This window comes from Nocardiopsis sp. NPDC058789, from assembly GCF_042745575.1.
GTDB classification, from domain to species: Bacteria; Actinomycetota; Actinomycetes; order Streptosporangiales; family Streptosporangiaceae; genus Nocardiopsis; species Nocardiopsis eucommiae.
Map to the genome: position 1 here is coordinate 388985 of NZ_JBHYOW010000001.1, position 25429 is coordinate 414413.

The 25429-nt window shown below is 71.8% G+C and carries 16 protein-coding genes; 6 read left to right on the forward strand and 10 right to left on the reverse strand.

The genetic code is table 11. From position 1 onward, the window contains the following. Nucleotides 1-40 precede the first annotated feature (40 nt). Nucleotides 41-2584, forward strand: a complete 2544-nt coding sequence (pepN, locus tag ACFW3L_RS01735; protein ID WP_378735191.1) for an aminopeptidase N — start codon at nucleotides 41-43, stop codon at nucleotides 2582-2584. Between the two features lie 101 nt (nucleotides 2585-2685). Here pepN and malQ read toward each other — a convergent pair whose 3' ends face one another. Then, nucleotides 2686-4719 carry a 4-alpha-glucanotransferase gene (gene malQ, locus ACFW3L_RS01740; RefSeq protein WP_378735193.1) on the reverse strand — a complete coding sequence of 678 codons (2034 nt, stop codon included), beginning with the start codon at nucleotides 4717-4719 and terminating at the stop codon, nucleotides 2686-2688. A 201-nt stretch (nucleotides 4720-4920) separates the two neighbouring features. Here malQ and ACFW3L_RS01745 point away from each other — a divergent pair, with 201 nt between their 5' ends. Continuing rightward, nucleotides 4921-6303, forward strand: a complete 1383-nt coding sequence (locus ACFW3L_RS01745; protein WP_378735195.1) for an MFS transporter — start codon at nucleotides 4921-4923, stop codon at nucleotides 6301-6303. On the opposite strand, the gene ACFW3L_RS01750 is transcribed toward ACFW3L_RS01745, so the two are convergent. Further along, nucleotides 6200-7639, reverse strand: a complete 1440-nt coding sequence (locus tag ACFW3L_RS01750) for an amidase (RefSeq protein ID WP_378735197.1) — start codon at nucleotides 7637-7639, stop codon at nucleotides 6200-6202. The two genes, ACFW3L_RS01745 and ACFW3L_RS01750, sit on opposite strands and share 104 nt — an antisense overlap. Nucleotides 7640-7849: 210 nt before the next feature. On the opposite strand from ACFW3L_RS01750, the gene ACFW3L_RS01755 reads away from it, so the two are divergent. Both ACFW3L_RS01755 and ilvD read left to right on the forward strand, forming a co-directional pair. Continuing rightward, nucleotides 7850-8635 carry a nuclease-related domain-containing protein gene (locus ACFW3L_RS01755; RefSeq protein WP_378735389.1) on the forward strand — a complete coding sequence of 262 codons (786 nt, stop codon included), beginning with the start codon at nucleotides 7850-7852 and terminating at the stop codon, nucleotides 8633-8635. 231 nt (nucleotides 8636-8866) lie between these two features. After that, nucleotides 8867-10729: a dihydroxy-acid dehydratase gene (gene ilvD, locus ACFW3L_RS01760; protein ID WP_378735199.1), complete on the forward strand. Its 1863-nt coding sequence runs from the start codon at nucleotides 8867-8869 to the stop codon at nucleotides 10727-10729. Nucleotides 10730-10739: 10 nt separating this feature from the next. On the opposite strand, the gene ACFW3L_RS01765 is transcribed toward ilvD, so the two are convergent. Both ACFW3L_RS01765 and ACFW3L_RS01770 read right to left on the reverse strand, forming a co-directional pair. Next, nucleotides 10740-10946, reverse strand: coding sequence for a zinc ribbon domain-containing protein (locus ACFW3L_RS01765; RefSeq protein WP_378735201.1), 207 nt, complete (start codon nucleotides 10944-10946; stop codon nucleotides 10740-10742). 149 nt (nucleotides 10947-11095) lie between these two features. Further along, a complete protein-coding gene (locus tag ACFW3L_RS01770) occupies nucleotides 11096-11596 on the reverse strand; it encodes an HNH endonuclease (protein WP_378735391.1) in 501 nt (166 codons plus the stop codon). Nucleotides 11597-11974: 378 nt separating this feature from the next. Here ACFW3L_RS01770 and ACFW3L_RS01775 point away from each other — a divergent pair, with 378 nt between their 5' ends. Further along, nucleotides 11975-14068: a prolyl oligopeptidase family protein gene (locus tag ACFW3L_RS01775; RefSeq protein WP_378735203.1), complete on the forward strand. Its 2094-nt coding sequence runs from the start codon at nucleotides 11975-11977 to the stop codon at nucleotides 14066-14068. A 167-nt stretch (nucleotides 14069-14235) separates the two neighbouring features. Next, entirely contained in the window at nucleotides 14236-14670 is a 435-nt protein-coding gene (locus tag ACFW3L_RS01780) for an acyl-CoA thioesterase (RefSeq protein WP_378735205.1), read from the forward strand. Between the two features lie 9 nt (nucleotides 14671-14679). Here the strand turns inward: ACFW3L_RS01780 and ACFW3L_RS01785 are convergent, their stop codons facing one another. From ACFW3L_RS01785 to ACFW3L_RS01810, 6 genes are all read right to left on the reverse strand, one after another. Then, nucleotides 14680-15231, reverse strand: a complete 552-nt coding sequence (locus tag ACFW3L_RS01785) for a globin (protein WP_378735206.1) — start codon at nucleotides 15229-15231, stop codon at nucleotides 14680-14682. 128 nt (nucleotides 15232-15359) lie between these two features. Further along, nucleotides 15360-17024 (reverse strand): energy-dependent translational throttle protein EttA, encoded by a 1665-nt coding sequence (ettA, locus tag ACFW3L_RS01790; RefSeq protein ID WP_378735208.1) that lies wholly within the window; start codon nucleotides 17022-17024, stop codon nucleotides 15360-15362. A gap of 147 nt (nucleotides 17025-17171) precedes the next feature. Continuing rightward, a complete protein-coding gene (locus ACFW3L_RS01795) occupies nucleotides 17172-18452 on the reverse strand; it encodes a DUF4192 domain-containing protein (protein WP_378735210.1) in 1281 nt (426 codons plus the stop codon). Between the two features lie 96 nt (nucleotides 18453-18548). Beyond that, nucleotides 18549-19904 carry a GGDEF domain-containing protein gene (locus ACFW3L_RS01800; protein WP_378735212.1) on the reverse strand — a complete coding sequence of 452 codons (1356 nt, stop codon included), beginning with the start codon at nucleotides 19902-19904 and terminating at the stop codon, nucleotides 18549-18551. Between the two features lie 609 nt (nucleotides 19905-20513). Continuing rightward, nucleotides 20514-23510, reverse strand: a complete 2997-nt coding sequence (locus ACFW3L_RS01805; protein ID WP_378735215.1) for a GTPase — start codon at nucleotides 23508-23510, stop codon at nucleotides 20514-20516. Continuing rightward, complete coding sequence (locus ACFW3L_RS01810) at nucleotides 23507-25399, reverse strand: dynamin family protein (protein ID WP_378735217.1); 1893 nt, start codon at nucleotides 25397-25399, stop codon at nucleotides 23507-23509. Before ACFW3L_RS01810 ends, ACFW3L_RS01805 begins: the two co-directional genes overlap by 4 nt. Between the last annotated feature and the right edge of the window lie 30 nt (nucleotides 25400-25429).

The following is a 25429-nucleotide window of genomic DNA, read 5'->3' on the forward strand; positions in this document are numbered from 1 at the left end:
TTCCGGCCGACGACGAAGACGGCCGTGGAGGGAGCGTGGCGTGGCAGGGAACCTGACACGGGACGAGGCCAAGGAGCGGGCCCGCATTCTCGGCGTGGAGTCCTACGCCGTGGAGCTGGACCTGACCACTGGTGCGGAGACCTTCCGGTCCAGCACCGTGGTGCGCTTCTCCAGTACGGAGCCGGGCGCGCGGACCTTCGTCGACCTGGCCGCGCCGAGAGTCCACAGCGCCGTGCTGAACGGGCGCGCGCTGGACGTGGCCGAGCTGTTCGACGGCGAGCGGCTCACCCTGCCGGACCTGGCCGCCGAGAACGAACTCACGGTGGTCGCGGACGCGGCGTACATGCGCACCGGTGAGGGGCTGCACCGGTTCGTGGACCCGGTGGACGACTCCGTCTACCTGTACAGCCAGTTCGAGACGGCCGACGCGCACCGCATGTTCACGTGCTTCGACCAGCCCGACCTCAAGTCCACGTTCGAGCTCACCGTGTTCGCGCCGCCGTCGTGGGAGGTCGTCTCCAACAGCGCCCCCGACGTGGAGCGCGAGGCTGCGGGTGAGGAGCGGGTGCGCTGGCACTTCCCCGCCACCGAGGTGATGTCCACCTACATCACCGCGCTGATCGCCGGTCCCTACCACGTGGTCCGCGACGAGCACGACGGCATCCCGCTGGGCCTGTACTGCCGTGCCTCGCTCGCGGAGCACCTGGACTCCGAGGCGCTGTTCGAGGTCACCAAGCAGGGCTTCGACTTCTTCCACGGCCTGTTCGACCTGCGCTACCCGTTCGGCAAGTACGACCAGCTGTTCGTGCCCGAGTTCAACGCGGGCGCCATGGAGAACGCGGGCGCGGTCACGTTCCTGGAGGACTACGTCTTCCGCTCCCGCGTGACCGACGCGCGCTACGAGCGCCGCGCCGAGACGATCCTGCACGAGATGGCGCACATGTGGTTCGGTGACCTCGTCACCATGCGCTGGTGGGACGACCTGTGGCTGAACGAGTCGTTCGCGACCTACGCGAGCGTGTACTGCCAGGTCAACGCCACCCAGTGGTCCGACGCCTGGACGACCTTCGCCAACGTGGAGAAGGCGTGGGCACTGCGCCAGGACCAGCTGCCGTCCACGCACCCCATCGCCGCCGACATGGTCGACATCCAGGCGGTCGAGGTGAACTTCGACGGGATCACCTACGCCAAGGGCGCCTCGGTGCTCAAGCAGCTCGCCGCGTACGTGGGCGTGGACGCGTTCTTCGCGGGCGTGCGCGCCTACTTCAAGGAGAACGCGTTCGGCAACACCGAGCTGAGCGACCTCCTCAAGCACCTGGAGTCCGCCTCCGGCCGCGATCTGTCCGCCTGGTCGAAGGAGTGGCTGGAGACCACGGGCGTCAACACCATGCGCCCGGAGTTCGAGGTGGACGCGGACGGGAACTTCGCGTCGTTCGCGGTCCTCCAGGAGGCCGCCTCCGACCACCCCACGCTCCGCTCGCACCGGCTGGCCGTGGGCCTGTACGACCGCACCGACGAGGGCATCGTGCGCCGCGAGCGCGTGGAGCTGGACGTCAGCGGCGCCCGTACCGAGGTCCCCGAGCTGGTCGGGAGGGCCCGGCCGGACCTGGTGCTCATCAACGACGACGACCTGACCTTCACCAAGATCCGCCTGGACGAGCGCTCCCTGCGCACGCTGGTGGAGGGCGCCGGTGAGATCCGCGAGTCGCTGCCGCGCGCGCTGGCGTTCAGCGCCGCCTGGGACATGACCCGCGACGGTGAGATGGCGGCCCGGGACTACGTGGCCCTGGTGGCCTCCGGGATCAGCGGCGTCAACGACGTCACGGTCGCCCAGACCCTGCTCCGCCAGGCCTCGGGCGCGCTCTTCAACTACGCCGACCCCGCGTGGCGCCCGGTCGGGTTCGAGCTGCTGGCCGACCGGCTGAGCGAGCTGCTGTCGGCCGCCGAGCCCGGCGGCGACCTCCAGCTGGCCTACGTCAACGCCCTGGCCGACGCCGCCGTGACCGACGCCCACCTGTCCCTGCTGCGGGGCCTGCTGGACGGCGCGATCACCGTGGACGGCCTGGAGGTCGACACCGACCTGCGCTGGACCCTGCTGCGCCGCCTGGTCGCCGCGGGGAAGGCGGGCGAGGCGGAGATCGCCGCCGAGCTGGAGGCCGACCCGACCGCCACCGGTCAGCGCAACGCCGCCGGCGCCCGGGCCGCGATCCCCACGGCCGAGGCCAAGGAGACCGCCTGGGAGCGGATCGTGGGCGGGGACCTGGCCAACGCCGAGTTCCGTGCCACGCTGCTGGGCTTCACCGAGCCGCGCCAGGCGGAGCTGTACCGCCCCTACCTGGAGCGGTACTTCGCCCAGCTCGCCCCGGCCTGGGAGAAGTGGACGGGTGAGTTCGCGCAGACCTTCGCCGAGGTGGTCTACCCGAGCCAGCTGGTGGAGGAGGCGACCCTGGAGCGCACCGACGCCTACATCGCGGACAACTCCCCGGCCCCGGCGCTGCACCGCCTGCTGATCGAGGGGCGGGCCGGTGTGGAGCGCGCCCTGCGCGCCCGCGCCACGGACGTCGCCGCCGGTCGGAACCGCTGACGACCACGGCGTACGCGACGGTGTGACGGCCCCCGGGGAACGCGTTCCCCGGGGGCCGTCCCGTGTCCTGCGGCGGGCTGGTTCCCGTGACCGTCCCCGGTCTACAGGCCCCGACCCTGGTGTCCGAGCGGACCCAGCGTGCGGCGGACGCGGGCGACCATCCTGGGGTCGGCCAGCAGCTCGTCGACCAGGACCGGCTCACCCTCGCCGCTGGTGAGCGGGATCCGCCAGTTCGGGTACTCGGTGCTCGTACCCGGCTGGTTCTGCATCCGCCGCTCCCCGACCACGTCGGTGAGAGCCACGCCCAGCATCCGGGCCGGTGTCGCCGCCAGGTAGGCGTGCATCGCGGCGACTACTGAGGCCGGGTCGCCCACCGGATCGGCGTCCTCCTCCAACAACCCCAGGTACACCAGCAGCGCGCACCACTGGGCCACGCGGGCCTCGGAGGCGGTGCGCTCCTCGGCCACGGGCCGGTCGAGCAGCCCGAGGCGGTCGCGCAGCTCCACGTGCTCGGCGGACAGGTACGAGGAGACCGGTGGCAGGTCGTGCGTGGCCACGGTGGCCAGGCAGTCCCTGCGCCATCTGTCGGGAGGGAGCGGTTCGCCGTCCCGGTCGTTCTCGAACCACAGCACGGAGGTTCCGAGGACGCCCCGGTCGGCGAGGTGGTCGCGGACCCAGGGCTCGACGGTGCCCAGGTCCTCGCCGACGATCACCGCGTCGGCGCGCCGGGCCTCCAGCACCAGCGTGCCCACCATGCCCTCGTGGTCGAAGCGGAGGTAGGTGCCCTGGTCGGCGGTGGCCCCCTCGGGGACGCACCACAGCCGGAACAGGCCCATGACGTGGTCCATCCGCAGGCCGCCCGCGTGCCGCAACCCCTGGGAGAGGATCTGGCGGAAGGGGCCGTAGCCCAGCTGGGCCAGGCGGGTCGGGTTCCAGGGGGGTTGCCCCCAGTCCTGTCCCCGCTGGTTGAACTCGTCCGGCGGGGCGCCCACGTGCAGGCCGTGGACGAGGGCGTCGCCGTACATCCACGCGTCCGCCCCGCCACCCTGCACGCCGATGGCGAGGTCGTGCACGATCCCCACGTCCATGCCGCTGTCCAGGGCGCTTCCCTGCGCCTGGCCGAGCTGTTCGTCCAGGATCCACTGGAGCCAGCGGTGGAACTCCACGCGCGGCCACAGCTCCAGGGCCTTCCGGCCGACCGTGAGCGAACCGACGTCGCGCAGTTCCGAGGGCCAGGTCCGGAAGTCGGAACCGTGCTCCTCGGCCAGCGCGGACCAGGTGGCGAACTCGACCAGGGGCTGCCCCTCGCGCTCCAGGTAGTGGCGGAGCGACTCCTCCCGGCCCGGTGCGCGCGCTACCTGGAAGAGGATCTCCAGCGCGGTGCGCTTGGCCTCCCAGACGGCGTCGCGGTCGAGGAGGTCGGCGGTGCGGCCCCGTTCACGCAGCGGCCGGGCCAGGCGTTGGATGCCCTCGCGCTGGGACGGGTCCAGCCGCGCGTACTCGGGCACGTCCTCCACGCGCACGTAGAGGGGGCTGGCGTAGCGGCGGCTGACCGGCAGGTAGGGCGAGGGTTCGAGCGGTGTGTCGGGTTCGGTGGCGTGCACCGGGTTGATCAGGGTGAAGTCCGCGCCGAGGTCCCGGGCGCTCCATTCAGCGAGCTCGGAGAGGTCACGCAGGTCACCGGTGCCCCAGGAGGCCCGGGAGCGGACGCTGTAGATCTGGGCCATCAGCCCCCACAGGCGGGGGTTCTCCCGCAGCGCGGACGGATCGATCCGGTCGGGGACCACCAGCAGGGGCGCGTCGTGCTCGGTCCCCTGGTCGGTCACCCTCAGGGTGTGCACGCCCAGGGGCAGGCCGGGATCGAACGGCAGCAGCGCGCCGTCCGAGGTCTCCACGGAACTGCGGGCGCCTTCGGGCAGCACCAGGTCCGGTGCCTTGCCCTCGCGGACCACCACGGCGGGCGGCAACGGCCCGCGCCCCGGTGCCGCGTCGGGGTCGGTCGGATCCACCCCCAGAGCGGTCAGCACATGGCGGATCGTGTCGGGGCTGACGGGCACCCGTCTGCCCCGCCAGTCCTCGTACGCGGTCGCGACCCCGTGGCGCTCGGCCACCCGGCTCAGCTGAACGTCCCTCACAGACACCGATCATGCCCCACGGCGGCGCGCGTACACCGCAGGACGACCCGGCGTGGGCTCGGAACATGTGTCCCTTCCCCGTTCCTGGGCCGTGGCTCTACCTCCCCTTTCCCCTGGCTTTCCCCTGGCCCCGCGCGCACCCCCGGTCCGGGCGGGGAAACCCTTGGCGGAGTGCCCGGTGGGAGCTGCATAATCGAACACGTGCTCGCCAACTACCGACGGCTCTTCGCCGTGCCCCACGTCCTGTCCCTGTTGACCTGGTCCCTGGCCGCCCGGTTCTACACACCGGGACTGATGATCGCGGTCACCTTCCTCGTCCAGGGCTGGACCGGTTCCTACACCCTGGCCGGCCTGGTGGCGGGCGCGTTCACGCTGGGCATGGCGATGGTGGGGCCGTTGCGCGGGCGCATGGCCGACCGGGGCGACAGTGATCGCCTGGTGCTGGTGTGCGGTGTGGTGTTCACCGTCGGTCTGGTCACGCTGGCGCTGCTCCCCGCCTCGCTGTGGTGGGTCTCGATCCCTCTGGCTCTGGGCACCGGTCTGTTCGGCACCCCGGCCAACCAGATCGTGCGCGCGCTGTGGCCCCGGCTGACCACGGGTTCGGAGCGGCAGGCGATCTACGCGGCCGAGGCCACCACCCAGGAGCTGGTCTTCGTCTTCTCACCGATCCTCACCGCCGGTGTGGTGGCGCTGGCCGGACCACGCTGGGCCCTGTTGCTTCTGGGCATTCTGGGGCTGATGGGCGCGGTGGGGTTCGCCCTGTCCCTGCGCCGCGCGGGCGTGACCGGCCCGGCCGAACCAGACCGTCCCGGGGCCGTCCCGCGGGACGCGGGCGGCGGGGCCGACCGCACGGCCGCCCCGGCGGACCGCAGCCTGCTCTTCCACCCCGTGCTCTGCCTGCTGTTCGTGATGTGCGCGACGATCGTCTCCGGCGTGGTCGGCATGGACCTGGTCATCGTGGCCTGGGCCAACGAGCTGGAGGCCCCCCACTACGTGATGGTGCTGGCCTCGATCTGGGCACTGGGCTCCCTGGTGGGCGGTGCGGTGGCGGGCGCGCTCCGAGGCACGCCGAGGCTGCCGCTGCGCGCCTTCGGCGCCGCCCTGGGCATCGCGGTGCTGGTCCCCTTCCTGCCGCCGGTCAGCCACCTGCCGACCCCGCTGCTGATCACCCCGCTGCTCTTCGTCTCGGGCCTGGCGCTCGCACCCACCCTCGCCGCGGTGATGGGGCGTCTGGGCGACGCGGCCCCCGCCCACCGCCGGGCGGAGGCGTTCGGCTGGATGGCGACGGCCATGGGCATCGGCGCCGCGCTGGCGGGGCCGCTGACCGGTGCTCTGGTGGACACCAACGGGATCGCCGGAGGTGCGCTGGGCGCGACCGTGCTGGTGCTGGTGGCCGCCGTCCTCAGCCTGTTCCTGAGCCGGCTGTCGGGGTCCACCTCGCCCGTCCCGGCGGAGCGGGGCGCCGCCCCGTCGGGCCCGGTCAGTCCGTCCAGCCCCCGGGAACCCGGTGTGCCCACGGACGGGCCCGCTCCAGCTGCGCCGACAGGGACAGCAGGGTCCCCTCACCGCCCATCCGCCCCGTGAGCATGGAGCCGATCGGCAGACCGCTCGGCGACCAGTGCAGCGGGACGCTCACCGAGGGCTGCCCGGTCACGTTGTAGATCGAGGTGAACGGGGTGAACTCGGTCATGAGCCGGAACTCCTCCTCCGGTCCGCCCGAGGTGAAGTGCCCGATCGGCACCGGCGGCCGGGCCAGGGTGGGGCTCAGGACGGCGTCGAAGCGTTCGGTGGCCGTGAGCATCGCTCGGGTGCCGCGCTGGAGGCGTGCGACGGCCCCCACGTGGTCGGGCACGGTGGTCTGGCGGGCGCGTTCGCGGAGCCACCGGTAGATCGGTGTGAGCTCGCCCTCGCGGGCCGGGTCGACGGGTGTGGCCGAGGCGATGGCCGCCCACAGGTACGGGAAGTCCTCGGCGAAGGCCCCTCCGAAGGCGGACTCGAAGGGGTTGTCGATCTCCTCGACCTCGTGGCCCAGCTCCAGGAGCAGCCGGGTGGTCTCCTCGTGGGCGGCGAGCACGTCGGGGTGGACGGGGATGCCCGTGGACCCGGTGTCGGAGTAGCGGGCGAGGCGCAGCTGTCCGGGTTCGCGCCGGGCGTGGTCGGCGAAGGTCTCGCCGGGGGGCAGAGGCGGAGCGGTGAACAGGTCGCCCGGGAGGTTGACCGCCATGGCGTCCAGCATCAGGGCGGCGTCCAGGACCGAGCGGGTGATCGGTCCCGCCGTGGACAGTCCGTTGAGGTCGGCGCGGTCGGGTCCGAGAGAGATCCGCCCCCGTGTGGGCTTGAGCCCGAAGAGGCCGCAGACACTCGCCGGAATGCGGATGGACCCGCCGCCGTCGCTGCCCTGGGCCACGGGCGCGAGCCCGGCGGCCACCGCCGCGGCGGCGCCCCCGCTGGAGCCGCCCGGTGAGCGGCTGGTGTCCCAGGGGTTGCGGGTGGGCGGGGCGACGGCGTTCTCGGTGTGGCACGTGGCGCCGAACTCGGGGGTGTTGGTCTTGCCGAGGAAGACCGCGCCCGCGTCGCGCAGCTGGGCGACCACTGCGGAATCGGTGGGGGCCACGAGGTCGGGGAAGGCGCGTGAGCCGAAGGTGACGAGGACACCGGCGACGGTGTCGAGGTCCTTGATGGGCAGGGGGACGCCGAGGAGCGGGGGCAGATCCTCCGGCGTGTCGCTCATGGCGCGTTTCTGCGCGTTTCGGGCCTGCTCCAGAGCCAATTCTTCAGTGACCGTTATATAGGCGCCATATCGGTCGTCCAACCTCCGAATCCGCTGGAGGTAGTGCTCAGCGATCTCAACAGGCGACAGTTCACGACTGCGGACCAACGCGGCGAGTCGGTGCGCGGGAAGTTCATGAATTCTGGTCATGGCACCCGAGGTTAACCGGGTAGGGCAACGGGCACCACGCCGAAGAACGGTACTTCTCCAGAGAGGTGGCGAAAGGTCAATCCTTCCCCGTTCCGGCGCCCCGGACACGCTTGGGCGCCAGAACACCAGGGAAGAAAAGTGTGAGAAGTCATGCACTAGGACTCGGATATGGATGGAACTAACCTGTCCGTCGTGGAATCGGCAACCAGAGTGAACGGTCGTAGCTCGTCGTCCGAAGGGTCGGAGCCCGAACGACCCGAGGCCCTCTTCTTCCCCAACCAACGCAAGGAAGGCGGCGCGGCCAGCACCAAGGCCCTCTACGGGGCCCTGAGGTCGAACGACTCCGTCCGCCGCTGGATCTTCCGGAGCGTTCCGGCGGGGGCCGTGGCGGGCGCCTTCGGCATGCTCACCGGGGACTGGAGGGTCGGCGTCACCCTCGGCCTCATCGTCCTGGTGGCGGTGATGGTCTGGAGCGCCCGTCGCGAGTCGGAGATCCCCCGCTGGCGCAAGCCCTCGGCCGCCCAGCGACGCACCGAGGCACAGCTCAAACTCATGAAGCAGCTCGGCTACCGCGTCCTCCACGCGCGCGCCGTCCCCGGCGGCAACGGCCAGATCGACCACTTCATCGTGGGTCGTCGCGGCGCGTTCGCCATCGACTCGGAGTCCTGGGACAAGCGGCTCCCGCTGCGCAACAAGCTGGAGAAGCTCTACCACGGCCGCTTCAGCAAGAACGAGCGGATCGATGAGGCCCTGGAGGAGGCCAAGCGCGCGGAGGAGCTCATCAGCAAGGAGCTCGGCCGCGACATCTCGGTGCGCGCCTCCCTGGCCATCTACGGTCCGGGCATGCCCTGGGACAGCCACCGGCTGCGGGGCGTGGACATCATCACCGGAACCAAGGTCCGCAAGTGGCTGCGCAGCGGGCGCGATCGTCTGAGCGAGACCGAGATCGAGGAGATCTATCAGGCCGCGAAGAAGGCCCTGCCGCCACGTTACTGACCCCGTCCCCCCTCGTCCGTCCCGGGCCCGGAGCCAGCCACACCGTCGTGGCCTCCGGGCCTCTCGCGTGTCCGGCCTCCGCCGACGACCCCGCGGGCAGGCCGCGAACCGGAGCCCCCACCTCGGTTAATCTCACCATCCGGGACTCCTGTCTCTTCCGGCGAGACCGAAGCTGTCCCTGAGGGGGACTACCATCGTGGGGAAACACCCGTAACGATGGGAGTGCACCCCATGCCAGCCCTACGCTCACGCACGGTCACCCACGGCAGGAACATGGCAGGTGCCCGCGCCCTCATGCGCGCCACCGGTGTGGAGCGCGAGGACTTCGGCAAGCCCATCGTGGCCGTGGCCAACAGCTTCACGGAGTTCGTGCCCGGACACGTGCACCTGCGCGAGGTCGCCGAGGTCGTCGCGAACGCCATCCGCCAGGCGGGCGGCGTGCCCCGCGAGTTCAACTCCATCGCCGTCGACGACGGTATCGCGATGGGCCACGGCGGCATGCTCTACTCGCTGCCCAGCCGCGAGCTGATCGCCGACTCCGTCGAGTACATGGTCAACGCGCACTGTGCCGACGCCCTCGTGTGCGTCTCCAACTGCGACAAGATCACCCCGGGCATGCTGCTCGCCGCGATGCGGCTGAACATCCCCACCGTGTTCGTCTCCGGCGGCCCCATGGAGGCCGGGAAGGTCACGGTGGTCGACGGCACCGCCACCACGGTCCGCAAGCTCGACCTCATCAACCCCATGATCGCGGCGGCGGACGAGAGCGTCTCCCAGGCCGAGCTGGACGAGATGGAGGAGAACGCCTGCCCCACCTGCGGCTCCTGCTCGGGGATGTTCACCGCCAACTCGATGAACTGCCTCACCGAGGCCATGGGGCTGGCCCTCCCCGGCAACGGCACGGTCCTGGCCACGCACACGGCGCGGCGGGCCCTCTACGAGGACGCCGGGCGCCTGGTCGTGGAGGCCGCCCAGCGCTACTACCGCGACGACGACGCCTCGGTGCTGCCGCTCTCCATCGCCACCCCCGCCGCCTTCGCCAACGCCATGGCGCTGGACGTCGCCATGGGCGGCTCCACCAACACGATCCTGCACCTGCTGGCCACCGCCACCGAGGCCGGTGTGGACTTCGGGCTCCCCGAGATCGACGCCATCTCCCGCCGCGTCCCGTGCCTGTGCAAGGTCGCGCCGAACACCGAGAAGTACCACATCGAGGACGTCCACCGGGCGGGCGGCATCCCCGGCATCCTGGGCGAGCTGGCCCGGGGCGGCCTGCTCGACACCTCGCTGCCCACCGTGCACGGCAAGACCGTGGGCGAGTTCCTGGCCGAGTGGGACATCACCTCCGAGACGGCGCTGCCCGAGGCCGTGGAGCTCTTCCACGCGGCCCCCGGCGGCGTGCGCACGACGAAGGCCTACTCGCAGAGCGTCCGATGGGACACCCTGGACGAGGACCGCGAGAAGGGCTGCATCCGCTCCGTGGAGCACGCCTACACCAAGGACGGCGGCCTGGCCGTGCTGTTCGGCAACCTCGCCCCCGACGGCGCGATCGTCAAGACCGCCGGTGTCGAGGAGGAGCTGTGGACCTTCTCCGGGCCCGCGAAGGTGTTCGAGTCGCAGGACGACGCCGTGGACGGCATCCTCAACAAGCAGATCGAGCCCGGTGACGTGGTCGTCATCCGCTACGAGGGCCCCAAGGGCGGCCCCGGGATGCAGGAGATGCTCTACCCGACCAGCTTCCTCAAGGGCCGCGGCCTGGGCAAGGCCTGCGCGCTCATCACCGACGGCCGCTTCTCCGGCGGCACCTCGGGACTGTCCATCGGCCACGCCTCACCCGAGGCGGCGGCGGGCGGCGACATCGCCCTGGTCGAGGACGGCGACACCATCAGCATCGACATCCCGAACCGGGGCATCGTCCTGGAGGTCTCCGAGGACGAGCTGAACGCGCGCCGGGAGCGCCTGCTCAAGGAGCTGGGCCGGTTCCAGCCGCGCGACCGCCAGCGCCCGGTGACCGCCGCGCTGCGCGCCTACGCGGCGATGGCCACCTCGGCCTCCACCGGCGCGGCGCGTGACGTCACCCAGATCGAGAGGTAGGGCCCCGGCCTCAGCCGCAGCAGCCGCCCCCGCAGCACCCTCCGCCACCGGAGGTGGCGGGGGCGGCGGCGCGTCCGCCCACCGCCACGGTGGACAGCAGGCGCACGGTGTCGTCATGCCCCCGGGGGCAGTCGGCGGGGGCGTCGGAGTCGGCCATGGGGCGGGAGAGCTCGAAGGTGTCGCCGCACTCGCGGCAGCGGAAGTCGTATCGGGGCATGGGACCCAGGATAAGCGGGGGCGGGGCCGTTCTCCAGCCCCCGGCGGGCGCCGTGCACGGGGGCGCCCCCGGCGAACCGACGAGGGGTCGGCTCCCCGGGGGCGTCGTCCGGGCCGGGTGGGACGCCCGGTTCCGACCCTTGTCGCCGCCTAGGCGGCCAGGTGTGCCATGTACGGTTCCCACTGGGGGTCGCCGTGCAGATCACCGTTGATCAACCGCCAGTGGGGGCCCTTCGGCACCTTCGGGGTGATGTGCAGTTCCCAGCCGATCTCGTCCAGGAACTTGTCCGCCTTCCGGTGGTTGCACGGCTTGCATGCCGCCACCACGTTCTCCCACACGTGCGCGCCACCGCGGCTCCGGGGGATGACGTGGTCGATCGTCTCCGCCTTCTTCCCGCAGTAACCGCAGGTGTGCCGGTCCCGCCGCATGAGCGCCACCCGGGTGAGGGGCACCCTCCGGCTGTAGGGGACGCTGATGTAGCGCCGAAGCCTGATCACCGACGGTACGTCGTAGGAGCGCGTCGCCGAGTGCAGCACCGCCCCCGCGCCGTCGTCGTGAACGACCTCCGCCTTCTCGCGCAGGACGAGCAGGATCGCTCTGCGCAGCGGCAGTGTCGTCAGTGGTTCAAAGCTGGCGTTGAGCAGCAGCACGTGGCGGCGGGCGGTGCCTGGACCACCCTCCCGGCTGCGTCGGGCGCTCATCGCGTCGCCCCGGCGGCCGCGTGCGACCGCCATGTCTCTTCCCCGGCCAGCCGATCAGCCAGCCAGGTGACCTCCCTGTGCACCGACCCGAGGATCGGTGTCTCCGTACGCCTTGCCACACGGACCTCCCGGTGGTTCCCGCCGAGTTGCGTCCCGCATTCAGTTTGCTTGTTCGGACCACTCCGGCGCCACCCCAATTTACGGCGGGCCGCCCAGAAAACGCCCGTTGTCGCTTTCTGGAACCCATTGTGCGTCCGGTGAACCCGGATTCATCCTCCCGCCGCGCCGAACACACACAGTGAGATACCGGTGGATAGGGTGCGAAGTATGCGCGAACTCCGCTATCCCCCGGCCACACGGCTGGACATCAACGAGACCCTCCACGGACACTCCGTCCACGACCCCTACCGGTGGCTGGAGGAAGCCGACTCCACGGACACCAAGGCGTGGTCCGACGCCCAGGACGACCTGTACGAGAAGCTGTCGAGCGACTACGTGACCCGCGACTGGTTCGCCGGGCAGGTGCGCTCGCTCATGGGCGCCGGACACGTGGGCACCCCCCTCTGGCGCGGCGAGCGGCTCTTCGTCACCCGGCGCGCACCCGGGCAGGAGCACGCCGTGCTCCACGTGCGGGACGGCGACGGCCCCGAACGCGTCCTGATCGACCCCGGAGCCCTGGACCCCTCCGGTCTGACCACCCTCGACGCCTGGCGCCCCTCCCCCGACGGCCGTCTGCTCGCCTACCAGCTCTCCGAGGGCGGCAACGAGGAGTCGTCGCTGCGCGTCGTCGACGTGGACTCCGGCGAGCTGGTCGACGGTCCCCTCGACCGCACGCGCTACAGCCCGGTGGCCTGGCTGCCGGACGCGTCGGCCTTCTACTACGTGCGCCGTCTCCCCCCGGAGGAGGTGCCGGAGGACGAGACCTCCTACCACCGCCGCGTCTACCTGCACCGCCTGGGCACCTCCGGAGACCAGGACGCCCTGGTCTTCGGGCAGGGCCGGGACAAGACCGAGTACTTCGGCGTGGACGTGAGCCAGGACGGCCGGTGGCTGGTCCTGACCTCCGTCCGGGGCACCTCGTCCGCGACCAACGCCTGGGTGGCCGACCTGGAGGAGGGCCCGCTGGAGAGCCCCCGGCTGGTCACCGTCCAGGAAGGGGTCGACTCCGACCTGCGCCCCAGGATGGGGCGGGACGGCCGCCTGTACCTGTTCACCGACCGCGAGGCCCCGCGCGGTCGCCTGTGCGTCGCGGACCCGGCCGAGCCCGGGTACGAGAACTGGACCACGCTGATCCCCGAGGACCCGGAGGCGGTCCTGGAGGGCCACTCCCTGCTGGGCTGGGACGGGCACGGCACCCCCGAGCTCCTGGCCGTGTGGAGCCGCCACGCGATCAGCGAGGTCACCCGGCACGACCCGGCGACCGGTGAACGGCTCGGTGCCCTGCCCATGCCCGGTCTGGGCAGCCTCGCCGGGCTGACCACCAGGCCCGAGGGCGGGCACGAGGCGTGGTTCGGCTACACGGACAACACCCACCCCTCGTCCGTGTACCACTACGACGCGCGGACCGGGCGGGTCGAGCTGTGGGCCGACTTCCCGGGCGAGATCGACCTGCCCGAGGTCCGGACCGAACAGGTCGCGTTCACGTCCGGGGACGGCACCACCGTCCGCATGCTGGTGATCTCCCCCGCCGCACCCGTGGACGGGCCCCGGCCGACCATCCTCTACGGGTACGGCGGCTTCCAGATCTCCCTCACCCCGGGCTACTCCGCCGCGATCCTGGCGTGGGTCCGCGCCGGGGGCGTGTACGCCGTCGCCAACCTGCGCGGCGGTCTGGAGGAGGGCGAGGAGTGGCACCGGGGCGGCATGCTCGCCAACAAGCAGAACGTGTTCGACGACTGCGCCGCGGCCGCCGAGCACCTGATCGGCAGCGGGGTCACCACCCCGGAACAGCTGGCGGTCATGGGCGGCAGCAACGGCGGGCTGCTGGTGGGCTCGATGGTCACCCAGCGCCCGGACCTGTTCGCGGCCGCCGTGTGCTCCGCACCGCTGCTCGACATGGTGCGCTACGAGAGGTTCGGGCTGGGCCAGCTGTGGAACGTGGAGTTCGGCAGCGCCGAGGACCCCGAGCAGCTGGGCTGGCTGCTCGGCTACTCCCCGTACCACAACGTGCGTGAGGGGACCCGGTACCCGGCCACCCTGTTCACGGTGTTCGACAACGACACCCGCGTGGACCCGCTGCACGCCCGCAAACTGTGCGCCGAGATGCAGTGGGCCACCTCGGCGCCGGTGGAGGAGAAGCCCATCCTCGTGCGGCGTGAGGCCGAGGTCGGGCACAGCTCGCGGTCGGTGAGCCGGAGCACGGCACTCACCGCCGACCAGCTCGCCTTCCTCGCACACCACCTGGGCCTCTCCACGCCCTGATCCTGCGGCTCTCCTCCGGGTCGCACGCCCGGAGGAGAGCAAGGACACAGAACGGGAGCCTCCCGCGCCTGGGCCCGACCAGGTGGTCTTTGGGACAATCTTCGGAGGCCGGGGCGGTTCCGCACCACGTGGTGCGGGGCGCGCCCACCCCGCGGAGAGGATGCAGCGTGACACAGACCGAGGTCGAGAACACCGCGACCACCGGGCCCCAGCGGTACGTACACCTGGCCCAGGTGCGCTACGCCGACCTCGACCCGCAGCAGCACGTCAACAACGTCCGGATGCTGACGTACCTGGAGGACGCCCGCGTCGGCTTCCTCCACTTCGGAGTGGGGGATCACCCCGAGGCGTTCGGTGCGACCGTGGTGGCCCGCCAGGAGGCCGACTACGTCGCCCCCCTGCTGCCCCGCGTCGAACCCGTGCGCGTGGAGCTCTGGGTGACCGAGGTACGCAACGCCAGCTTCACCATGGACTACGAGATCCTCGACGACGACCGCGTCTACCTGCGTGCCCGGACGGTCCTGGTCGGCTTCGACGTGGCGACGCAGAGCGCCCGGCGCCTCAACGACGCCGAGCGCTCGCTCCTTCACCGGTTCTCCTGAGGGAGCCGGTCACCGTTTGAGGGAGATGGTGACGGCCTCGCCGTCGTCATCGTCGCCCGCGTCCCCGGAGTCGCGCCGCACCTTCCCGTCGCCGCCCACCCGCAGTGAGGTCGGCTTGGTCACCGCCGGGGGCGTGGCGTCCTCGGCGACGTTGACCATGCTGTGCGCGGCCATGACCATGTACTCCCAGAGCTGACGCTCCAGGGCCTCGTGCAGGTCCAGGGAGTCCACGGCGTCACGCATGTGCCTGAGCCACAGGTCGCGCTCGGCCGCTCCGATACGGAACGGCACGTGGCGCATGCGCAGGCGCGGGTGGCCGCGCTGCTCGTTGTAGGTGCGGGGGCCGCCCCAGTACTGGATGAGGAACAGGCGCAGCCGTTCCTCGGCGGGCCCCAGGTCCTCCTCGGGGTACATGGGCCGCAGCACGGGGTCGTCGGCGACGCCCTCGTAGAAACGGCGGACCAGGCGGGTGAAGGTCTCCTCACCGCCCACGGCCTCGTAGAACGTCATTCGCACGGGCTCTTCGCCCGCGCCCTGGTGGTCATCACGCGCGGAAGTCATCGACCCCAGGGTATGCCACGTCCGCGTCCCCTCCCCTGGGCCTTCCCCGAGGGAGTACCCAGGGGAACAAACGAAGGGCCCCGCCGTCCGGAGGTCCGGTCGGCGGGGCCCTGACGACGCACCCGTGACTAGTCGCGGGTGAGCTTGCGGTGCGTGACCGCGTGCGGGCGCGCGGCCTCCGGACCGAGGCGCTCGACCTTGTTCTTCTCGTAGGACTCGAAGTTGCCCTCGAACCAGAACCAGGAGGAGCCGCCCTCCCAGGCCAGGATGTGGGTGGCGACGCGGTCCAGGAACCAGCGGTCGTGGGAGGTGATCACGGCACAGCCCGGGAAGTCCAGGATGGCGTTCTCCAGCGAGCCGAGGGTCTCGACGTCCAGGTCGTTGGTGGGCTCGTCCAGGAGCAGCAGGTTGCCGCCCTGCTTGAGGGTGAGCGCCAGGTTCACCCGGTTGCGCTCACCACCGGAGAGCACACCGGCGGACTTCTGCTGGTCCGAGCCCTTGAAACCGAAGGCGGCGACGTAGGCGCGGCTGGGGATCTCGACCTTGCCGACCTCGATGAAGGTCTCCCCGTCGGAGATGGTCTCCCAGACGTTCTTGGTGTCGTCGATCCGGCCCCGGTACTGGTCGACGTAGGAGATCTCGACCGTGTCACCGACGGTGATCTTGCCCTCGTCCGGGGTCTCCTCACCGACGATCATCTTGAACAGGGTCGTCTTGCCGACACCGTTCGGACCGATGATGCCGACGATGCCGTTGGGCGGCAGCGAGAAGCTGAGGTCCTCGATGAGCACCCGGTCCTCGAAGCCCTTGGTGAGGTTCTTGACCTCGACCACGGTGTTGCCCAGACGCGGACCCGGCGGGATCTGGATCTCCTCGAAGTCCAGCTTGCGGGTCTTGTCGGCCTCGGCGGCCATCTCCTCGTAGCGGGCCAGACGCGACTTGCTCTTCGTCTGGCGGGCCTTGGCGTTGGAGCGGACCCACTCCAGCTCGTCCTTGAGGCGCTTGGCCTTCTTGACGTCCTTCTGTCCCTCAACCTTCAGGCGGGCCTGCTTGGTCTCCAGGTAGGTGCTGTAGTTGCCCTCGTAGGGGTAGAACTGGCCGCGGTCCAGCTCCAGGATCCAGGTGGCGACGTGGTCCAGGAAGTACCTGTCGTGTGTGATCGCGATGACGGTGCCCGCGTACTTGGACAGGTGCTGCTCCAACCAGTTCACGCTCTCGGCGTCCAGGTGGTTGGTGGGCTCGTCCAGCAGCAGGAGGTCAGGGGCCTCCAGCAGGAGCTTGCAGAGCGCCACGCGGCGCTTCTCGCCACCGGAGAGCTGGGTGACGGAGGCGTCCCCGGGCGGGCAGCGCAGGGCGTCCATGGCCTGCGCCAGCTGGCTGTCCAGGTCCCAGGCGTTGCGGTGGTCGAGCTGCTCCTGGAGCTTGCCCATCTCCTCGAGCAGGTCGTCGGAGTAGTCCGTCGCCATCTGCTCGGCGATCTCGTTGAAGCGGTTCAGCATCGCCTTGGTCTCGGCGACGCCGTCCTCGACGTTCTCCAGGACCGTCTTGCTCTCGTCGAGCCGCGGTTCCTGGGCGAGCAGACCCACGGTGAACCCGGGCATGAGCCGCGCCTCACCGTTGGACGGCTGCTCGATGCCGGCCAGGATCTTCAGCAGCGTCGACTTACCCGCCCCGTTCGGGCCAACGACACCGATCTTGGCTCCGGGCAGGAACGACCCCGAGACATTGTCAAGGACGACCTTGTCGCCGTGCGCCTTGCGCACGTTTTGCATGGTGTAGATGTACTCCGGCATGCCTCCAAGCCTAGGGCGTCCGGGCCGGTGCCCCCGCCATCACAGGCGATCAGGGTGCGCGGCGGTACCGGCCGGAGGACCCCGGGGAAGGGTCACCGGGCAGAGGGCACCCAGGGCCCCGATCCCCTCGGCCCTCGTGCGACGGACTCAGGCGGAGGGCACCGAGACCTCCACACGTTCCCGTGTCCCCCGGTCCGCGACCCTTCGGCAGCTCAACATCGCGAAGAGGTACGGGGGACGCGGCACCCACATCCGCCGGACCGGCACGTCCGTGGGCGGCGTGGACGAGTCGCCGCACAGTGCCGGGGACGCGGTGCCGGGAGCGCGGTGCCGGAGACACCAGTCCCCCACGTGACGCGGGGTTCTCTCCGGGTCCTCGGGGACGTCCCCGTCGTCGGTGCGGGCGGCCAGGAAGCCCCGCCAGCGCTCGGCGGGCAGCCCGGTCTCCAGGGCGCGGGCCATGAGTACCGCCATCGCGTACCCGGGCTCCGCCTCCAGTGCCACGTTCACGGCGGCGCGGGCCAGATCGAGGTCGTCCTCCTGCCAGGCGGCCACGGCCAGCAGGGCGGCCGGGGCCGGTCGGTGGCGGTCCGGGACGTGGCGCACCACCCGGGACCAGAGCCGGACGTGGAGTGCGGCGGTCTCCGGGGTGATGCGGGTCCACACGGCGTCCCGCACCGGAACGCGGGTGAGGTGGACGCCGAGCCGGGCGAGGGCCGCCGGGGCGGTGACCCGGTGACGCGCCTCCTCGCGCAGGGTCTCCAGCACCACGGCGGTGTGCCGTTCCACCTGGTCGGCGCCGCCCAGGCGCTCCTCCTCGGCGGCGGCCTCCTCGGCCACCTCGGACCGCACCGACGCGTGCACGGGCTCCAGCAGGAACCCGACCCGCGCGGAGGGATCCCGGACGACCGGCACCAGTCCGCGCACCACCGCCCCGGCCGGGACCGGGGACGCGTCCGGGTCGAAGCGCCTCCCTTCGGCGGGGCAGCAGTCGGGGTCGTGGCAGAGGTAGGACCAGTAGCGGTCCCCGGCCACCCGCAGCGCCTCCAGGACGGGGAGTCCCCGGGCGCGGGCCTCGTGCAGGAGCGCGCGCACGTGCGGGGTGATCCGCGCGGAGTGACCGAAACCGGCCACCAGCAGGGCACCGCCGCCCTCGCCCAGCGCGGCGTCCACCGCCGCCCGGCCGCTGCGGTCCGGGGTCAGGACGTGGTCCAGGTGGTCGAGTCCGCCGTACAGGACCCCGAGGACGCTCTCCTGCCTGAGCACCAGGGCGACCACCGCGTCGTCCAGCGGTTGGTGCACCAGGTAGGGCAGGGCCGCGAGGAGGTCGGTGGGGGTACGCAGGCGCAGTGGAGCGGAGGTGGGGTCGTGGCGGCCGACGGTGGGGTCGTGGGGGCCGACGGTGGGGTCGTGCTGTTCACCGGGCATGGTTCCACGTTCGGTCACCGGGGGTGGCGGCGCAACCGGTGGGGCGGGCCTGTGGACAACTCGCCCGGAGCCGCGTCCTCCTCGCCGGTCAGCGGATCAGAAGGGTTCCCCCGGGCTGTTGGCGGGGTCGGTGATCTGTCCCTCTCGGGGGCCGGGGATCTGCCCGGACACCTCGGAGCGCCCGGCGGGCAGGCACACGCGGTCGCGGCCGGTCTCCTTCGCCCGGTAGAGCGCGAGGTCGGCCGCGGTCAGCAGTTCGACGAGGTCGTTGCCGTGGTCACCAGCGACGGCGACGCCGATCGAGATGGTGATGGAGACCTGGACGTCCTCCACGGCGATCTCCATCCGCCCGACCTGCGAGCGCAGCCGTTCGGCCGCCTGCCAGGCCTCGGTCACGTCGGCGCCGGGCAGGAGGACCACGAACTCCTCACCGCCGAACCGGCCGAGCAGGTCCGACTGGCGCAGCTGCTGGGCGATGGTCGTCGCGACGCCCAGCAGGACCTGGTCACCGAAGAGGTGGCCGTAGCTGTCGTTCACTCGCTTGAAGTGGTCGATGTCCACTATGAGCACCGCGGCACGGCCGCGCGTGGCGCGGGCCCGGACGATTTCGGCGGCCGCCTCCTGCTCCCAGGTCGGGGCGTTGAGCAGGCCGGTCTTCGGGTCGGTCCGCGCGGCGGTCTGGAGCTGCTGGTAGACCAGGCTCCGCTGGAGCAACAGGACCGGCGGAACCGCGATGACCAGGAGGAACATCGACAGCTGCGCGAGGATGGCGACGGTGACGCCGACACATAACTCGGCCGAGTCCACCAGGAAGGCCTCGCGGTCCCACATGGTCCGCATGCTGTCCGACCCGCCGCTGAGCCTGGTGCCAAGGAACACCAGGAGCGTGTTCATGACGGTGAACCCCGCGCAGCAGGCCAGGGCCAGGACCACGCCGCTGAGGGAGAGCAGGGACTCGTGGGCGTTCGGGAGTCCGCTGATCCCGGCGAGCAGTCCGCCCTGCGTGCCGTGCCAGACCACCGAGGCGAGGAACCCGGAGACTCCGATGGAGGCGGCGTTGAAGACGCGCCGGTGCGGCAGCGTGCGCCTGCTCCGGCGCTGGAGCAGCAGGTAGGCGGGGACCGGGATGAGGAGCGAGTACACCGGGGGCAGCAGGAGCATCGCGGGGAACCACCAGGCTCCCAGGAGGTCGCGGGTGATTCCGGCGGGGAGGTCGATCCGGCGAATCGCCTCGACGCACACCACCGCGGAGATCACCAGGGCGAGGAACAGGGAGAGGTCGGAGATGGTGGGAACCGTCTGCGCGGCGGCCACCCCGAAGAGGAACAACGCGACGAAGACCAGCAGGAACAACAACAGGACCATGCCCAGGGGCTGCTGGAAGATCGGCCAGGACCGGCGCTCCCCGAAAGGGACGCCCTCGGCCGCCATCGGCTTCTCCGAGATGCTCACCGTTCCCTCCTCCCTCCCTGTGTCACCCGCGGCCTCCGGACCCCCGCACTCGACTCTGATGCGCTCACCGCCTCTCACGGTTCTCCTTTCGACGAACCGGACTCGCCCCGCGTTCCCTCACGGTGCCACTCGGTGACCAGGGAACCCGCATCATCCCTGGTAGGCGACTGGGAAGTACACCCCCCTCACTTTACATTACTTTGGGTAATAACTTAATCGCCTATTGTATGTGACCCGCAGGCCGAGGCTACCTTAGTGGTCACCCTGTGTTCCAGGGGGGTTGGTTAGCGTCACGTTGTAGGGCATCCTGCCAGAGGGCATCGCCGGTTTCGGCCAGAAGCTGGCCGGTCCGCCTCTCGCTGCCGTCCGCCGTGCCGACCGCCCGATGATCCAGTAGTTCTCAGCACTCAACCGAAGGAGCATCACATGGCCAAGAAGGTCGTCAACTGGACGTAGGTCCCCCTCCATGACGCGAGACGGGGACCGGCGGTCCATGCCGCCCGTCCCCGTCTCACCGGGCCGGCCGGGGCGCGTCCCCGACCGGCCCTCCCGTCGTCCGGCCCCGTCTCACCGCTCCGCCCGGTCCGTGCGGACCGCCGGGGCCGGGACTCACTCCTGGACCCGCGCCACCTCGTAGGCGGCCCGGAAGGCCCGGTAGCGGGCCAGCTCCTCCTCCATCGGAGCCACGACCCGCAGTCCGGCGATCTCCCGGACCCGCGTCTGGGCCGCGCGCTCCACCTCCTCGCGGCGCTGGACGGCGGCGACCTCCACGAGGTTCCCGCAGCCCACCCCGGTCAGCCAGCCCACCAGCAGACCGGCCACGACCACGGCGCCCGCGTAGGCGGCGAAGATCGGATCGTCGAACGCCCGCAGCCCGGTGATACCGCCGCCGAGCCAGCTCAGCAGGGACACCACGGCCCAGGCGACACCGGCTCCGGCCACCGCGAGCAACGCGTACTGCACGGTCCGGGCCATCCGCCACCACGAGGGGCTGCTGTCGGGGTCCCCGACCGCGCCGGAGACCGCCTCGCCGAGTTCGCTCGGCAGCTCGGCCACCCCGCTGCGGGCCGCCGCGCGCATCCTCCGGCGCCACGGTCCGGGCATCCCCTCGGACACCTGGTCCGCCGCCTCGCCCAGCGCGGTCTCCAGTTCGGCCTCGTGCGCGTCGACCGGTCCGCCCACACCCGGTTCGTCCCGGCGCAGGAAGTCCAGTTGGACGGCGGCGAGCGGATCCTTGCGCAGCTTGGCTGCCCTGCGGGCCACCGGCCAGCCGACCCTGCGCCTGCCCCGGCGCACGTCGTTGGTCTCCACCACGTCGGCCACGGCCGTGACCCCGGCCGCGTTGGCCAGGCCCTCCTGCACCTGGGACCGCACCTCGGCGGAGACCGTCGCGGGCACCTCCCCTTCGCCGTAGAACTCCTCGAACGGCGCGATGACCTGGTCCAGGTCCGCGACCAGACGGTCGACCAGGGCCCGGCGCTCGACGACGGTCTCCCCCAGGAACTCGCGCACGTCACGGATGCCCTGCCCGGTGACGGTGGAGGTCGTGATCACCCTGGGGTGCACCCCGGACTCCGTCTCCAGAAGGCGGCGCAGGTCGGTGAGGAGCTCCTCCAGCTCGTCCGGGGCCACCCGGTCCACCTGGTTGAGCACCGCGACGGTGACCGCCCCGTGCCCCGCCATCTTGGCCAGGTATCGGTGGTGGACGGCGGCGTCGGCGTACTTCTGCGGGTCGAGCACCCACACGAGCAGGTCCACCGAGCCGATGAGCCGGTCGGCCTCGGCGGTGTGCAGGCTGCGGACCGAGTCGTGGTCCGGCAGGTCGAGCAGGACCAGCCCGGTCAGCTCCGAGTTGCTGGTGTCCAGGACCCCCGTGCGCGAGTGGCGGTAGCGGTTGGGGACCCCCAGCCAGCTGAGCAGCGCGTCGGCGCCCTCGTGCCCCCACACGCAGGCGTGCGCCTTGGAGGTGGTGGGACGGGTGACGCCGGTCTGGGAGAGTTCGAGCCCGCACAAAGCGTTGAACAGCGAGGACTTCCCGCTTCCGGTGCCTCCGGCCAGCGCCACCACGGTGTGGTCGCCGGACAGGCGCAGGCGGGCCCCGGCGTGGTCGAGCAGCTGCCCGGCCTGGCCGAGGACCTTCTCCGGGAGGTCGCCCTGGCCGAGTTCGGTCAGGGTGCTCAACGCGTCCAGCCGCTCGATGAGCTCGGCGCGGCTGGTGGTGCTGGTGGGTTGCCAGTGGTCGCCACTGGTGGGGCGGTACTCCTCGTCGTCGTCCTCCTCGGGAGCGGAGCCCGCCGGTGCGGGCACGGAGTCGGAGACCGGTTCCGGAGCGACGGTGTCGGCACCGATCGCCCGGAAGGCGCCCGAGACCGCCGAGGGTCCGGGAACCCGGCGGGGCAGGGGTTCGGGGCCGTCGTCGGCCGCCTCCGCCGGTTCCTGGGTGTCGGCGGACCCCTCCGTGCCGGAGGTCGCGGGGCCCACCGGGACCGTGGCCGTCCGCGCGGCACCGGTGCCGTCGCCGTCGAGCAGGTCGAACCCGGTCTCGGCGGCCCCCTGTGGGGCGGCCTCGGGTGCTTCCCCGGAGTCCTCCCCGGCCTCGGTGCTCTCGTCCTCGGGTTCGGGCACCCAGGTGGCGGTGGAGGGACGTGCCGGACCGGGCTCCGGACGGGAGGTGTGGCGACGCGGCGTCCCCTCGCCCTCGGGGGCCTGCTCGTCCTGCTCCCGTTCGTCCCCGTCGGTGCCGTCGACACCGTCCCGACCCGCGTCGATCCGGTCCCGCCTGCTGCGGGCGCGATCGCCGCGTCCACCCTCGGTCCGGTCGCGCCCGCCGCGCGTACGCCCGTCCTTGCCGCCCCCGTTCCGGGTGCGTTCTCCCTGTTCGTCGGGGCGTTCGGTCTCCGGTGTGATCACCGGGAAGCTGCCCGTGTGGCGTCCGGCGATCCGGGTGTCGTCGGCCGCCTCCGTGAGGCTGCCGACCCAGCCCGCGAGCCCGTCCGGGTCGTCGTGGTCGTCGTCGCCCTGACGGCGTCTCTGCGCGGCCCCGTTCGCCTCCGTGTCCTGGGCCCCCGGGGAGGAGGAGCGCGCGTGGCGTCCGAACCTCCGCTGACGGGCCCCCGCGGACTCGGCGGACTCGGACCGGGGGTCCGGCGCGGCGCCGTCGTCGGTGTCGGTGCCGGTCCCCTCCTCGTCCGTGTCCTCCGAGGGAGCGGTCCTCTGCGACGCGGCCTGCACGGCACCGGCTCCGGACGGGTCCGGGTAGCCGGTGATCCCGTCGTAGGCGGGCGGGTCGTAGGCGGAGGTGGGGTTCTCCTCGGCCGCCCGCTCACGCTCCTCGGCGTGCTCGGGGTGCTCGGGCACCGGCATCGTGTAGCCGCGCCAGGGGCCGCTCTGGTAGGGAGTGGGGTCCTCGTCTTCGGCGGACCGGTCCGGGTCCCGCGCCGGCGAGGGACCGTCGTTCCACGGTCCGCTCACGGCGGAACCCCGTGCGGCGGAGCCGCGCTGGTCCGTACCCCGCCCGGCGGGCGCGCCCTCGCGCTCCTCGCCCTCGGCTCGGTCACGGTCCGGGCCGGTGCCCCCCGCGTGCGCGGGGTTCCACTGAGTTGTCATCGTGCGATCTCAAGGTTGTACGTGGCCTGATAGAGCTGGACGGCGCTGTCGTCGGACGGGATGCCCGCCTTGGACAGGGCGTGGTCGAAGGGCACGCGCTCGTGGGAGAGCAGCCCGAGGACCCGCTGGCGCAGGTTCTCCCGCGCCGACCCGCCGATGCTGCGCAACGACTGGGCGCCGAACAGCCCCTTGAGCAGGCGCTGTGGGGATGGGCCGGAGGCGTCGGCCGCGCGGGCGCCGCCTCCGGAGTGGGAACTTTCGAAGCCGAGCAGGTCGATGATGAGGACCAGGGCGACGACGTCGTGGTCGAAGGTGACGAAGCGGGCCACTGACCTCTTGGTGGCACCGTTGGCCGCGGTCATCTCCGCGATCTCACGCTGCCACTCGGTGATCTCCTGGCGCACCTGTTTGGCGATCAGGCCCCTGCCGGGCTGGTCGAGGGCGCGGTCCACGAGCTCACCGCCGCCGGGGACCTCCCGCCACTGCTCCTCGATCTGCTCCCAGGCACGGTCGTTGGCGGAGACCACCAGGGCCTCCAGGGAGTCGCGTACGGCGCGCTCCAGCGCGCTGACCCGCTGGCCGCGCTCGGCCTGTTCGGCACGGCCCTTGCGGGCCTTCTTGCCGCGCAGGCGCAGGCTCTTGGCGAGCTCTCCGCTGGCCGCGACCTCCTGCCACCGGGCGAGGAGCGAGCCGCGCAGCAGGGAGCCGTCTCCCAGGGCCGTGTCGATCCGCTCGGTCGCGCCCGCGTAGGCGTCGTCGACGGAGGCGCCCAGCGAACGCCCGGTCTCGATCTGCGCCTCGACCTGGCGGGCCAGCTCGGGGACACGGGAGCGGAAGCTGTCGATGACCCCGATGAACGTGCGTCGGGACACCCGGTCGCGCTGCTCGGCCTCGCCGGCCACGTCCGCCAGGTACTCGCGGATGTGGTCGGCGACGTTGGAGGTGAAGCGCTCACCCTCGATCTGGTCGGTCTCCGGGATCGCGAAGCGCGCGGCGGCGCCCAGACCGTTGGCCTCCAGCATGGCGCCGAAGTGGTCCAGCAGCTGGCGGCGTCCCTTGCGGGGCACCCGGGAGAGCACGACCGCCAGTGAGGTGTCGCGGTCCCGGGCCACCTGGAGGAACTCCCACACACGGGCGTCCGCGTACCGGCCTGAGGTGGTGACGAACACCCACAGGTCGGCCGCGTCCAGGAACTTGGCGGCGAACTCGTGGTGCGCGGCGACGGCGGAGTCGACGTCGGGAGTGTCGAGCAGGGCGACGCCCGGGGGCATGGCCTCGGTGGCGGCGAGCACCAGCATGCCGTCCTTGCCGGGCATCGCCAGACCCTGCTGGCGTACACGGGGCAGGGACGGGATGAAGGAGGCCTCGCTGAACCAGTCCACGTCGGCCGGGTTGCAGGCCAGCACCGGGCTGTTGGTGGTGGGCCTGCGCACGCCGGTGGTGGTGACCTGCTCACCGACCAGGCTGTTGACCAGGGTCGACTTGCCCGCGCCGGTCGAACCGGCGACGGCGATGAGCAGCGGGATGTCGGGGCGGCGCACGCGGGGCAGCACGTAGTCGGAGAGCTGGGCCAGGACGTCGGCCTGGAGAACCCGCCCCTCCTCGGCTCCGGCCAGTCCCTCGGCGAACTCCAGGTCCCGGATCTGCTTGCGCAGTGACTCCAGGACCTGCTCGAAGCGGTCGTCCTCGTTGGTGGGGGCGCGGTGCTTGGCGGGCCTGACGGGCACGGGGACGGTGGGCCCCCGGCGCTCGCTTTCAGGGACTCCGGCCAGCGGCGCGGATGCGGGGCCCGGTGCGGCGGGCGGGGCGGAGGCGGCGTCCGGTCCGGTTCCGAACCGGTCCGAGGCACCCTCGCCCGAGGCGTTCGGTGCGGCCGACGGCCGGGTCATGATCGGTAGGCCCTCCTCATCGGTACTGGG

Excerpts from the sequence above, each read along its gene's own strand:
- ilvD (WP_378735199.1), top strand. The coding sequence starts at position 8,867 with ATGCCAGCCCTACGCTCACGCACGGTCACCCACGGCAGGAACATGGCA.
- ACFW3L_RS01750 (WP_378735197.1), bottom strand. The coding sequence starts at position 7,639 with ATGACCAGAATTCATGAACTTCCCGCGCACCGACTCGCCGCGTTGGTC.
- ACFW3L_RS01775 (WP_378735203.1), top strand. The coding sequence starts at position 11,975 with ATGCGCGAACTCCGCTATCCCCCGGCCACACGGCTGGACATCAACGAG.
- ACFW3L_RS01795 (WP_378735210.1), bottom strand. The coding sequence starts at position 18,452 with ATGCCCGGTGAACAGCACGACCCCACCGTCGGCCCCCACGACCCCACC.
- ACFW3L_RS01765 (WP_378735201.1), bottom strand. The coding sequence starts at position 10,946 with ATGCCCCGATACGACTTCCGCTGCCGCGAGTGCGGCGACACCTTCGAG.
- ACFW3L_RS01785 (WP_378735206.1), bottom strand. The coding sequence starts at position 15,231 with ATGACTTCCGCGCGTGATGACCACCAGGGCGCGGGCGAAGAGCCCGTG.
- ACFW3L_RS01805 (WP_378735215.1), bottom strand. The coding sequence starts at position 23,510 with ATGACAACTCAGTGGAACCCCGCGCACGCGGGGGGCACCGGCCCGGAC.
- ACFW3L_RS01810 (WP_378735217.1), bottom strand. The coding sequence starts at position 25,399 with ATGACCCGGCCGTCGGCCGCACCGAACGCCTCGGGCGAGGGTGCCTCG.
- ettA (WP_378735208.1), bottom strand. The coding sequence starts at position 17,024 with ATGCCGGAGTACATCTACACCATGCAAAACGTGCGCAAGGCGCACGGC.